This window comes from Streptomyces sp. NPDC058671, assembly GCF_042716475.1.
Lineage (GTDB): Bacteria > Actinomycetota > Actinomycetes > Streptomycetales > Streptomycetaceae > Streptomyces.
This window is the reverse complement of sequence record NZ_JBHXSA010000054.1, coordinates 1-10,920: the sequence shown is the minus strand read 5'-3', so window position 1 is coordinate 10,920 and position 10,920 is coordinate 1. Positions and strand designations below refer to the sequence as shown.

The 10,920-nt window shown below is 68.6% G+C and carries 15 protein-coding genes and 1 pseudogene; 7 read left to right on the top strand and 9 right to left on the bottom strand.

Annotation, left to right across the window (positions count from 1 at the left end; all coding sequences use genetic code 11):
- The 3 genes from ACFWV2_RS32805 to ACFWV2_RS32795 all read right to left on the bottom strand — a co-directional run.
- Positions 1-290, bottom strand: a 290-nt coding sequence (locus ACFWV2_RS32805) for a hypothetical protein (RefSeq protein WP_384410995.1), incomplete at its 3' end; no start/stop codon positions are given.
- Between the two features lie 109 nt (positions 291-399).
- Positions 400-744 carry an SH3 domain-containing protein gene (locus ACFWV2_RS32800; protein WP_384410992.1) on the bottom strand — a complete coding sequence of 115 codons (345 nt, stop codon included), beginning with the start codon at positions 742-744 and terminating at the stop codon, positions 400-402.
- 558 nt (positions 745-1,302) lie between these two features.
- Positions 1,303-1,860, bottom strand: coding sequence for a hypothetical protein (locus ACFWV2_RS32795; protein ID WP_384410989.1), 558 nt, complete (start codon positions 1,858-1,860; stop codon positions 1,303-1,305).
- A gap of 316 nt (positions 1,861-2,176) precedes the next feature.
- Between ACFWV2_RS32795 and ACFWV2_RS32790 the strand changes: the two genes are divergently transcribed.
- The 3 genes from ACFWV2_RS32790 to ACFWV2_RS32780 all read left to right on the top strand — a co-directional run bounded on the left by ACFWV2_RS32790 (position 2,177) and on the right by ACFWV2_RS32780 (position 3,337).
- Positions 2,177-2,575: a hypothetical protein gene (locus ACFWV2_RS32790; RefSeq protein WP_384410986.1), complete on the top strand. Its 399-nt coding sequence runs from the start codon at positions 2,177-2,179 to the stop codon at positions 2,573-2,575.
- A 13-nt stretch (positions 2,576-2,588) separates the two neighbouring features.
- Positions 2,589-2,963 (top strand): DUF6233 domain-containing protein, encoded by a 375-nt coding sequence (locus ACFWV2_RS32785; RefSeq protein ID WP_384410982.1) that lies wholly within the window; start codon positions 2,589-2,591, stop codon positions 2,961-2,963.
- Between the two features lie 98 nt (positions 2,964-3,061).
- Complete coding sequence (locus ACFWV2_RS32780; RefSeq protein ID WP_384410980.1) at positions 3,062-3,337, top strand: hypothetical protein; 276 nt, start codon at positions 3,062-3,064, stop codon at positions 3,335-3,337.
- A gap of 402 nt (positions 3,338-3,739) precedes the next feature.
- Here the strand turns inward: ACFWV2_RS32780 and ACFWV2_RS32775 are convergent, their stop codons facing one another.
- The 4 genes from ACFWV2_RS32775 to ACFWV2_RS32760 all read right to left on the bottom strand — a co-directional run bounded on the left by ACFWV2_RS32775 (position 3,740) and on the right by ACFWV2_RS32760 (position 6,133).
- Positions 3,740-4,681 carry a Ku protein gene (locus ACFWV2_RS32775; protein ID WP_384410977.1) on the bottom strand — a complete coding sequence of 314 codons (942 nt, stop codon included), beginning with the start codon at positions 4,679-4,681 and terminating at the stop codon, positions 3,740-3,742.
- A 209-nt stretch (positions 4,682-4,890) separates the two neighbouring features.
- Positions 4,891-5,016, bottom strand: coding sequence for a helix-turn-helix domain-containing protein (locus tag ACFWV2_RS32770; RefSeq protein ID WP_384410974.1), 126 nt, complete (start codon positions 5,014-5,016; stop codon positions 4,891-4,893).
- A gap of 70 nt (positions 5,017-5,086) precedes the next feature.
- Positions 5,087-5,497 carry a hypothetical protein gene (locus ACFWV2_RS32765; RefSeq protein WP_384411001.1) on the bottom strand — a complete coding sequence of 137 codons (411 nt, stop codon included), beginning with the start codon at positions 5,495-5,497 and terminating at the stop codon, positions 5,087-5,089.
- Between the two features lie 102 nt (positions 5,498-5,599).
- Positions 5,600-6,133, bottom strand: a complete 534-nt coding sequence (locus ACFWV2_RS32760; RefSeq protein ID WP_384410971.1) for a hypothetical protein — start codon at positions 6,131-6,133, stop codon at positions 5,600-5,602.
- Positions 6,134-6,899: 766 nt separating this feature from the next.
- On the opposite strand from ACFWV2_RS32760, the gene ACFWV2_RS32755 reads away from it, so the two are divergent.
- Positions 6,900-7,469, top strand: coding sequence for an SMI1/KNR4 family protein (locus ACFWV2_RS32755; RefSeq protein WP_384410968.1), 570 nt, complete (start codon positions 6,900-6,902; stop codon positions 7,467-7,469).
- Positions 7,470-7,535: 66 nt separating this feature from the next.
- Here ACFWV2_RS32755 and ACFWV2_RS32750 read toward each other — a convergent pair whose 3' ends face one another.
- Positions 7,536-8,285 carry a transposase family protein gene (locus ACFWV2_RS32750; RefSeq protein ID WP_384410965.1) on the bottom strand — a complete coding sequence of 250 codons (750 nt, stop codon included), beginning with the start codon at positions 8,283-8,285 and terminating at the stop codon, positions 7,536-7,538.
- A 216-nt stretch (positions 8,286-8,501) separates the two neighbouring features.
- Here ACFWV2_RS32750 and ACFWV2_RS32745 point away from each other — a divergent pair, with 216 nt between their 5' ends.
- The 3 genes and pseudogenes from ACFWV2_RS32745 (at position 8,502) to ACFWV2_RS32735 (ending at position 10,419) form a co-directional block, all read left to right on the top strand.
- A complete protein-coding gene (locus ACFWV2_RS32745) occupies positions 8,502-8,717 on the top strand; it encodes a hypothetical protein (RefSeq protein ID WP_384410962.1) in 216 nt (71 codons plus the stop codon).
- Between the two features lie 103 nt (positions 8,718-8,820).
- Positions 8,821-9,338, top strand: a pseudogene (locus ACFWV2_RS32740) (DUF6233 domain-containing protein).
- Between the two features lie 281 nt (positions 9,339-9,619).
- Positions 9,620-10,419 (top strand): IS5 family transposase gene (locus tag ACFWV2_RS32735; protein ID WP_384410998.1). Its coding sequence is split into 2 segments (ribosomal slippage): positions 9,620-9,959 and positions 9,959-10,419, totalling 801 coding nucleotides; the frame shifts between segments, so codons are not numbered across the junction.
- On the opposite strand, the gene ACFWV2_RS32730 is transcribed toward ACFWV2_RS32735, so the two are convergent.
- A complete protein-coding gene (locus ACFWV2_RS32730; protein WP_384410959.1) occupies positions 10,370-10,726 on the bottom strand; it encodes an ankyrin repeat domain-containing protein in 357 nt (118 codons plus the stop codon). The genes ACFWV2_RS32735 and ACFWV2_RS32730 overlap by 50 nt on opposite strands.
- Between the last annotated feature and the right edge of the window lie 194 nt (positions 10,727-10,920).

Here is a 10,920-nt window from a genome sequence, read left to right as displayed (position 1 = left end):
CAGTGCAGGACGGGTGTGAGGGCGGTGGCCGCTGCGCCGAGGAACCAGGCCAGGCGTCCGTGGACGTGGGCGAGGGCGATGGCCACCGCGGCGAGTGCCTCCCGCAGGTGGGCCAGCCGCTCGACCTCGGACAGCGCCTCCTGGGACTCCAGGGTGCCCACGATGGCGTCCAGGTCGGCGGCGGCCTGCGCCGCGACGGAACGGTCGGCGGGTGTCAGGACCCACGTGTGGTCGCGGATCTGCCCTTCGGCTTCCTTGGCCAGCTCTTCAACGGCCCCTCGTATATCCACACCCGTAATCCTAAATCCGTGCTGGTCGGCGGGAGAGCGCAGGTGGCCTGCCGGTGATACATCTGCCCTTTGACGCCGAGCGGTCCGACATGACCGGCCGGACAAGTCCCTAGTCGAGCTGCATGCAGACCGATGGCTTCAGGTACCGCTCGGCCACCCATCCGGTGGTGCCGGCCTTGATGCCGGAGCGCGAGCGCTCGGAGAGCGTGACCCGGTACCAGCCCTTCGACTTCCGGTCGACATCGATCAGGTCCCCACGGGTCAGGTGCCCGAGCGAGGCGTAGCGGGTCCCGGCGCCGGAGCGCAGGTTCACGTTCGAGCCCGCCACGTCGTACCCGCACGCGTTGAGGCGGGCCGTCGTTCGGGCCGGGGCGGTGTCGACCGTGGCGAGCGCGGGCGCGGCACCCGCCAGGAGGGCAGCGGCCACGGCCGCGCTGGAGATCATCATTCGCATGCCGGGCCAACCCGGGCCCCGGACGGATGTCACGGCCCCGTGGTCATGACCACTCCGACCGGGAGACGGGCGGGCCCGGAGCTGCACGGTGGCCCGTTCACGGCGTCGCGGTCCCCGGGGGCGGGGCAGGGGGAACTGGCGTCACCTCGTCGCAGGGGCGTCACTCATCCGCGTGCCGGAACCCCTCCAACGAAGGACACGCCCGTCTGCTCAGCCCCCGCCGGCCCCTACTGTCCTCTGTGGGAGGTCGGGCCGACTGGTCGTTGATTCGCCCCCCTGGCGCCCCCGTACCCAGTGATCCCCGGTACGGGGGCGCAATGCGTTCCTGGGGCCCCGCAGCCCGTATGCCGCCCGCCCGGGGGTGCGGCCACCCCGCAGGCGGAGTATCGCCAGGGTGCCCTGTCTCACTGAACCTTGACCGTTCTCACCGAAGGTTGACCGCCTGGTCGGAAGGGTGCGCCCCCAAGGGTGCAGCCATGGCCACACGGTCCCCTCGGCAGGCCGGGCAGTGCTAGCCAGCCGGACCCGGTCGAACTGAGACGGGATGGATGAATGTCCTCACAGGGCAGGCCGGTCCGGCCCGAAACGCTCCTCAATCATGTGATCCAGCAGCGCGCGGAAGAACACGCGGCTCCGTTCGGCTTCATCCACCGCCTGCCGAACGGCGTCGGGCCATGAGCCTGTGATGAACGCGTTGCCCAACAGGGCGTCGTGGATCCCGGCTGAAGCTCTCCGAAGGGAGCCAAGAATCCATCTGTGATCCTGCGTGGTCACCCTTCTGATGCCATGAGCTGACAAGGCGAAACAAGTACGCATGGCCTCGTCACCGAGTCGTCCCGACTCCTGACTGAAGTCTTCTGGATCGACCTGGCTTCCCGTTGATGCCCTTGCGGCTACCTGCTCCAGGTAGTCCTGCCATCGTCGGGTCGCGAGGCGCGCGTCCACAAGGGCGCTGATTGCCGCATCGGTTACCTGCCGTCTGCCATCGAGCTCCTGCTGGTCCCTCTCCTTCCGCTTCAGGAAGGAAGGTCCGTACACGCCGGCAAGCGCCGTCAAGGATGCCCCGCCCAATGCCCCGACCAAGCCAATCCAAGCACTGCTATCTGTCACGAACATGACTATCCCAGCTTGCAGTCCCCTTTCGCCGTACCTCGACCTATCTCAGCGAACCTTGACCGGGTGGCGGCCGGCCGGCGCGGCCCGCCGAAGGGACCGTGTGGCCGTGGCTGCACCTTTGGGAGGCGCACTCCTCCAACCAGGGGCGGTCAACTTTCGCTACGACAACGAGGTGGTTTCGTCAATCTTCGGTGGGACCCGTCAAGGTCCAGTGAGACAGGACACAGGGGTCTGGTTCAGGGTCGCTGGAGGGTGGTCACGGTCGGTGGTGTGTGGCGGCTGGCTTCCAGAAATCGAACAGAGGTACGTTTCTGGTGTGAGCGAGAACGGCACCGCGAAGAAGGACGACCCGTACGGCTTCCCCGAGGACCTGAAGAGCCTCCAGGCCCGGCTGCATCAGGCCCACGCCGAATACCAGGCACTGTGCCGGACCCTGCCCTGGTCGGTGGAGCCCCTGCCCGGCTGGCCCGGCACCGTCCACCCGCACACCGGGGAGGCGACCGGCGGACGTGAACCCTCCCCCGGCTACACCCCGGACCAGGCCGCCGAGGAGCGGCGCCTGTGGGATCTGGTGCGGGAGCTGTCGATCGCGGTGTCCACGCATCCGTACTGGAGCGAGCTGGAGCGGGGCCCCGAGCTGATCGCGGCCAGGATGGCGCTGAAGAGCCACCAGGACGTCAGGGCCGCCGTCGCGGGCGTGGCCGAGGCGGCGTGAGCGGGTGTGTGCGATGGAGATGCCGATAGCCGACCGGCTGGAGAAGCAGCGGACGCTGCGGGACTGGCTGCGGTGGCAGCTCGACCAGGCCGAGCGGACGATCCGGGAACTCGAAGCCCAGCAGGAGCAGGACCGCCGGCGCCGGGAGGTCGCCCGCCGCGAGATGTCCTGGAAGGTGCTGCCCTCTCGCGCGGTCGAGGGTCATCCGGTGCTGCATCGCGGGAACTGCTCGATCGCCAAGAACATGCCGAGCCTGCTCAGCAAGGAGGAGGTGCGGATGGCGTTCGAGGAGTTCCCCGAGCTGGAGATGTGCGAGCTGTGCGCCCCATGGGGGAGCCTCGGAATCGACAAGCCTCCGGCGCGGCAGGGGCGCCCGGGCGGGAGGTGAAGGCTGCGCCGTGCGCCGAGCGGGCAACTCGCTCACGTGGCTGAGGACCGGGTGCATAGGCTCGCCGTGATGTCCGTTAGCCGTGGTCTGGAGGAACCGTGGCCCCGCACGCCGACGCCTGTCCGCTCTCTCCGGTCTACTACCTGCGCCATGCCATCGAGGCCACCGAGGAACTCTTGCAGCCGTCACCGCCATCGGACGCCGCGAAGATTCACGCCACGCAGTTGCTGCACGCGCTCAACCACTTCGCCAACCTCTCCCACTGGGACTCGGTGACGCTCCGGGACGTGGCCGAGCACGCCACGCTGATGACATTCCCCGCCAACCGTGAGCAGTGGAATCCGTCCTGTATCTGCGACGCGTGGCAGCCGTAGGGCGCATAGGGACATGAGGACGTCAGCTCCATGCCGTTCCCAGCGGCGGCTGAGCGCCGTGCGCACCCCGCCCGGACTGGGGTGGGGGCGGTGGGGACGCGAGAGGTCGGCAGGCGGCCGCCTGTAGCGGTGGCGTCCTGGGAGGCGCGGTGTCGCCGGGGCGTCGGGGACAGGCTCGCTGGACGTCGGTCACGGCCTGGTGCTCACGCGCAAGAGGGGTGGGGCAGCCCGGCGGTACTGCCCCCAGATGCTGGGCGCCGGGCCTGACCCGTGCACGCCATATCGGCACGGGCTACCGGGACCCTACGGGAGACGTGCGGGCGCCGTCCCGGGATCGGCAGGAGCACCGCCGAGGCGGCGCCGGACAGGCCGGGACTCCAGGGGCGCTCGGGCGGGAAGCCCTTAGGACGCGCGCTTGCGGGTGGTCTTCTTCGCCGTGGTCTTCTTCGCCGTGGTCTTCTTGGCGGCTGTCTTCTTCGCGGGTGTCTTCTTGGCCGCTGCCTTCTTCGTCGGCGTGGGCATCTCGTGCACGGTCGCCTCACCCCCGGACGTCTCGCCCCGGCGTGCGCGGGCGTCGGCCACCGACTTCTCCAGCGCGGCCATCAGGTCGACGACCTGACCGGCCGGCGCCGCCTCCTCCGCGACGGGCCTGGGTGTGCGGTGCTCGGCCTTCGCCGCGATCACCTCGTGGAACGCTTCGGTGTAGTGGTCGGTGACGTCCAGCTCGGTGATCGAGCCGACGGTCATCGAGTCCATCAGCGCGAGCGCGCCCTTGATCTCCTGCTCGGTGAGTGCGGTCTCGGGCGGGGTGACCTCATCGGAGGAGCGGATCTCATCCGCCCAGTGGAGCCCGGACAGAAGCAACGCGTCGCCCATGGGGCGGAGCAGGCCGAGTCGCTCGCGGCCCCGCAGTGCGTACTTCGCGACCGCCACCTTCTCGTTGCGCTCCAGCGCCTTGCGGAGTAGGACGTACGGTTTCGCGGCGACCTGGCCGTCCGCAGACAGGTAGTAGGATCCTGCACCAAATTGGACCGGGTCGACGGAGGTCCGGTCGACGAACGCCACGATCTCGATCGCCTTCGCGGTGGGCAGGGGCATGTCCGCCAGGTCCTCGTCCGTGATCGGGATGACGCGATCCTTGCTGACCTCGTAGCCCTTGCCGATCTCGTCCTCGCGCAGCTCCTGGTCGTCGACCGAGCACGTCTTGCGGTACCGGACACGGCCGCCGTCCTCGATATGGATCTGCCGCAGGGAGACGTCGTGCCGCTCCACGGCGGCCTCCAGCTTGCACGGAACGGTGACCAGGCCGAACGACACCGCTCCGGACCACAGTGGACGGGGCATCCGCACTCCTCCAGGACCCCCCTGGACGTGCCCTCAGGCTAGGCAGACCTGGCCCGTGATCGCACCCACTCCGTAGCACTGGGGTGCTCGCGCGCGAGGGGTAGGGCGGCCCGGCGGTACTGCCCCCAGATGCTGGGCGCCGGGCCTCACCCGCGCACGCCATATCGGCACGGGCTACGGGGACCCTACGGGACGGGGGCGCGATGCTGTCACGCGGATTCGGCCTCCGGGGCGGGGCGTCGGCGCCACCGCTTGACGGTGCTCGGGGCGACGCCGAGGCGTGCCGCCGCCGCCCGGCTGGGCAGGTGCCGCGTCGCGGTGATCGCTGCGTCCATCGACTTCTACGAACCCCTCTTCTCCCAAGCGGCGGCTGCGTGAACCAGCCCACAGGCAGGCCGATTCAGGTCAACGCCTTGTGTCGTCTGCCCACGCCGAGATATCAGCGGCAGCCCGCCGGACAGCGTCTTCCTGGTCCCGGGCAAGGTCCGCGCAAGCCGCTGCGACGTTCGGCACACCACCGTCCGCACCCACGAGCGCGTCATGCACCCCGGTCTGCAGCCAGTCAGCCTGGTTGTCGTCAGCCTCGGCAACCGCGAGAGCAATGAGCCTTACAGCGGCCACCGTCCCCACCCGGGCCAGGGCTTCTGCCGTCTCCCGGGTCACCGCCGTGTCCTCGACGTCCAGCAGCAGCCCCACCAGCACTTCGGCAGCCTCAGGAACATCAACGAAGGAAGCAAGGTCGCGCCCGGCACGAACACGTTGCGCCCATGAAGGAGACGACGCCTCAGCCAAGGCCGCCTCCAAACCACTCATCATCTCTGGCACGACCGGACAGTCTCATGCCCCACGAAGAAGATCGAACCCCGGACCGGGGCTGCCCACACGCTTGACGAAGAACATAGAGGCACCCCCCGGGGTTCAACCGGCGCTGATGGCGCTGTCGATCACCGCGCACACGGCCGCGAGGACTCCGTCCTCGATCACCGTCCCCGGATCGTTGGCGAGGGTGCTCGGGAGGCCCTGAACGCAGTGGACCACAGCGAAGAGCGCTACCCGCTGGTGCGCTGCGAGGGGCGCCATCTCGGCCATGCCGTAGATAAGGCCGTCCAACCTCTGGCGGGCCGACTCCGAGACCCCTGCGTGCCCGTGGCGGCCGATGTCGTCGCAGTCCGCCGGGTCCAGGTGGATCATGGCCTCCTCCACTGCGTCCGCCAGCGGACCGGAGATCCAGGCCCCGGCCTGGAGGGGCAGGGAACGGATCCAGTCCGCTGCCCGCCGGCCGACGACCGCCGCCTCCGCGAGCGCCTCGGCCTCTCCCTGCCACGGCTCACGCTCCTCCGGCTCGGCCACGGGTTCCAAAGGACCGGTGCGGAAGAGGAGAGGCAGATCTTCGGAGGCAGCCACGCCATTCTGCTCGGCAGGGGTGGCGGTGGGCAGGTAGTGAAGGGTCATACCTGGTCAACGACCCTTCGACCGACAGGAGTCGCCCGACTCGATGACTATCAATCCACTCGTAGGATGATCACCGTGACCCTCCGCCGAAGCCTTGGGACCGGCCCCGAAGATCTGGCCCACATCAGGGCCGCTCAGGCCGACCTTCACCACGACCTGCCAGGAGTCCGCCTGCCCGACCTCGAAGAGCTGCGGGCCCGCGGCGTCCTGAGTGCGCACCAAGCAGGGCAGCAGCCCACCCGTCGGGCCCTTGGAGCAGGGGGCCGCCCGGGCGGCCACGCGGCCGGGCCCGTCGGCTGAGGCAAGCCCCGACGGACCCGCGCCGAGAGCGGTGGCGAAGCCGCGGTGCAGGGAGTGGCCGGACCAGGCGATCGGGACCCCATCCCTTCTTAGAGTTCAATCTCCAGTCCTGGAAGCTCCTGCTCCTCCCAGGGCAGCGGCAGGCGGCCCGCAAGCGGTGGCCCGAGGCCGTCGGCACCCACTGAGCGTTTTCAGCTTCGCCACGCCAGGGTGACGCCGTGGTCCTCGCTTGTGTCCTGAAAGCTCCTCGGTTAGGCCCGCCGGGCACGGTGGGTTGTCTGCGAAAAGTCGCGGGCGGTCACTTCGCTGAGGGGCTGGCTCTGCGCTTCGGGGCGGAAGACGATCGCGGGGATAGATAGAACGTATGCCCGAAGTACCATCCCTGCAAGGTTCTCCGGCCGGTACTTCCCGACCTCCGCAGTGGCGTAGTCGGACGGAGAAATCCCTGTAGAGAGGACAGAGGGCGATGAGTGTGGCTGAGAGTTGGTCGCGTGTGATGAGTCTCCTTCGGGAGCACGCGCCGGCCGATCACGCGGATCTGCCCGGGCCCGCTACGGACCAGATGCTCGCGGCAGCCGAGGAACGGATGGGGATCTCCCTGCATGGGGACCTGCGGACGTGGCTGTTGCAGAACAATCTGGATCTGCCGGAGGAAGATTTCGACGACGAAGTGCAATGTTGCGGCTTCGACGGGTTCCCCGACGAGGGGAGCTTCTTTCTGGGCATCCGGGCGATAGAGAGGCTCTACGCGAACCGCTCCATGCCCGGCGGATTCGACCCTCCGGACCAGCCGGACTACCCGTTCTGGCGTAACGAGTGGATCCCGTTCCTGTCGGACCAGGACGGCTGGATGGGAAAGTTCATCGATGTGCGGGACGGGCGCGTCGGCAGCTGGTTCGTGGGTGACCCCACGGTCACGGGCGAGTACGAATCGATGGCCCAGTATTTCGACTCTGTGGCGGAGATGCTGACGAGGATCGCCGGTGGAAGCTCCCGGGTCAGTCGGTTCGCCGAAGGTCGGCTTGTCTGGTCGTGAGACGGTTCCCGACTGGATGATGGCCATTGCCAATCCGTCCTCACCCTGGAACGGCCATGAGATTCATCAGCGTTGACGTTCCAGGGTGAGGATGGCTGCGGCGATGGCGGTCATGCGGTTGGGGCTGCAGCGGGCCCGGCGGAAGATCTGCCAGGACTTCAGCCTTGCGATGCTTCGTTCGACCGGTGCCCGTGCCGCCGACAGGGCCCGGTTGATCGTTCGCTGGGTCATGGTGAGGTCCCGGTTCGGGAGCCGTCTGATCGGCGTGGTCACCCAGGGGCCGGCTCCGATGTAGGCGCGGTCGGCGAGGACAGGGACGCCCTGGCGTTCGCAGATCCGGATGATGCGGTGGGTTCGGGCCGCGGTCAGGTCATGGGTGCGGCCGGGCAGCGCGGGTGAGATCCACAGCAGCTTGCCCGCGGGGTCGGCGATGACCTGCACGTTCACGCCGTGGCGACGGTGCTTCTGCGAGAAGTCGCTCCGGCTGTCTCCGACCCGGTCGCACTCGGCGAGCGTCCCGTCGAGCAGGACGTGATCAGGATCAGTCTCGCGCAGGACACGCAGCAGGTCGGGCGCCCGTCGGGACAGGTGATCGACGACGGCCGTGACGTAGGCGTGGGCGGTGCCGACGGATATGCCGAAACCGGCGGCGATCTGCGCGAGCGTGTCGTGCCGGCGCAGGTAGACCAGGCCAACGAGGGCGCGCTGGTGGGGCAGTAGCTTGCAGCGGCGGTCACCCTCACGGGTGACGATGAGCATGGACACCCACTCGACCAGGGCGTGCGGCAGGGCGAGTGCGGCAGGGCGGCGAACCAATGAGGCTCCTGGTTGATGAGTTGAGATGTCGAACATCTCTCTCAACGGCACGGGAGCCTCGCGCGTTGCGGAACGCTGGCCCGTCACCCGATCGGTGGCCACTCTGAAAGAGCTCACTGGGTCCTCTACACCATCACTGGCAAGGAGCATCCTCGCGGCCGGGCCACCATCCTCTACCGCAGCGAGGAGAAGGCGATCGAGCGCCGCCGCACCGCCGTGGACGAGGGCGCCCTGGCCGACGACGGCGCCATCGCCGCCGTCGTCGTCAACTCCGGGCGCGAGGTCGTGTGGGCGTGCTGGTTCAACGACGTGATCTGGGGGCCGGAGGACGTCGAGCTCCCGGAGAACCTGCGGAGCGTGCCCGCCCCGGAGGCCCCGGAGCACGCCGACTGGCAGTGGCGGTGGGAGCAGTTCATGACCGGCAGGCCGTAGCCGGATATGGGAGCGGGCCCGTCCTCCTCAGAGGGCGAGCCCGCTGTCTGCTTACCGTAGGAACGTGACTAGCCCTTCAGACGACACCAGCGCACCCGCGGCGGTGCCGCTCCGCGTGATTCTGCCCGCCGACGCAGTCCTCGGACTGCCGGAGCAGGAAGTCGTCGCCCGTCTCTACACGCGCCGCCAGACGCCGACCGGATGGCTCTACCTCGTCGGGCTGCCCGCGTACCGCAACGGTGAGAACGGGACCGTGGAGGCGGCGGAGCACCGGGTGTGGGTCCGGGCTCCCGACCATGTGCGGCCGGTCGACGGTGTCGACTACGACCAGGTCGTCACCGAGCGGCTGGAGCCGCCGCCGCGCTCGGTGGTCCGTGAGGTCCTCGGAGAGCCGGCCTACGGGTTGGGTGCTGGCGAAGGTGCGCGAGGGGGCGAGGTCCGGCCCGGGGTGTGCTGCACGCGCCGGACTGCGAGGAGGCGCCGCAGGGCGCTCCGCTGCTCGATGTGGAGCACGCGTTGAACGTCGCGGAGAACCCGGGTACGCGGATGTGCACCCTGTGCGGCTGTGCTCAGGAGCTGACGCCACTGCTGCGTGGCTTCGATCAGATCTCCGACTCCTGACACCGGGTCCGACTCTGCACTCACCCGTAAGGATCATGCGCTCCGGTTTCTCGGACGCCTGCCTCCCAGTACCCGTAGGGTCCGCTCGGACGCGGCCGCCCGTGCCCGCCTGGAGGGGCACAGACCATGACCGACGTCGCCGCCGAGCCCGGGGAGAAGCTGGACTGGGACGACCGCTGGATGGAGCTGCTGGAGCGTCGTCCCCCACGCCGCGTTCGCGCTCGCGGTGTTAGAAGTCATCTCATTTGGTTGAATCGGTAGGCTGTGGGCCCGTGGTGGGGATTGTTGAGCGGCTGGTGCCGGACGAGTTGTGGGAACTGTTCCAGCGAGTGGTGCCGGAGGCTCCATCGCGACCTCAGGGCCGTGGTCGGCGTCGGCATGGCGACCGAGAGGTGCTGGCCGCGATCGTGTTCGTGGCCACTTCGGGTTGCACATGGCAGCAGTTGCCGTCCGCGTCGTTCGGGCCGTCGGGAGCGACGGCCCACCGGCGTTTCTCAGAGTGGACGAAGGCCCGCGTGTGGGCCAAGCTCTACCGCCTGGTCCTCGACGATCTCGGCTCGCGAGGCGAGCTGGACTGGTCCCGCTGCGCGATCGACTCGGTGAACATGCGGGCGATGAAAAGGGGGACCTGACGGGTCCGAATCCTGTCGACCGGGGCAAGTACGGCTCGAAGATCCACCTGATCACCGAACGCACCGGTCTGCCCATCTCTGTCGGAATCTCGGCGGCGAATCTGCACGACAGCCAGGCCCTGATCCCATTGGTCAAGGGCATACCGCCGATCCGCTCCCGCCGCGGGCCCCGGCGGCGCAAGCCTGGCAAGCTCCACGCCGACAAGGGCTATGACTACTCCCACCTGCGGCGGTGGTTACGCGGACGTGGTATCACCCACCGCATCGCCCGCAGGGGCGTTGAGTCCTCGCAGCGACTGGGCCGCCATCGCTGGACCATCGAACGCACCATGGCCTGGCTCGCCGGCTGCCGTCGGCTCCACCGACGCTACGAACGCAAAGCCGACCACTTCCTCGCCTTCACCACCATCGCCTGCGTCCTCGTCTGCTACCGCCGGCTCGCTTGCTGATGTGGGTACGCAGCAGCTGTACGGCCAGGTCATGATCGTAGGAAGTGGCCAGGTCCAGGGGAGTGTGACCGTCTGGATCAGCGAGTTCAGGATCCGCGCCGAACGCCAGCAGCACGGCAGTGGTGTGCACCGTCAACGACTGGCCGCTCTGCAGGGCGCCATCCCCCTCGGTGTCGATCGCGTGCGTCAGCAGCGTCATGTTGCTGAAGACCTCATCGGGGTCGGCGCCGTGGGCGAGCAGGCGGGCCAGGGTTTCCGCATCCTCGTGCTCGACCGCGTGATGGGCTGGTGTCCAGTAGTCGCTCATCGGGGCATTCAACAACGGTCGAGACGCCCCTACCAGCGACTTTCCACGCTGTCGGCAGCCAAATGAGATGACTTCTTAGACCGTGTCCTATGTGGTGATGCGGTCGTTGGGCACGTCATGGGGCGGGGTACGTGGAGTTGGATTGTTCCGGACGGGTTGTGGGAGATCGCGAAGCCGCTGATCCCGCCGCCGAA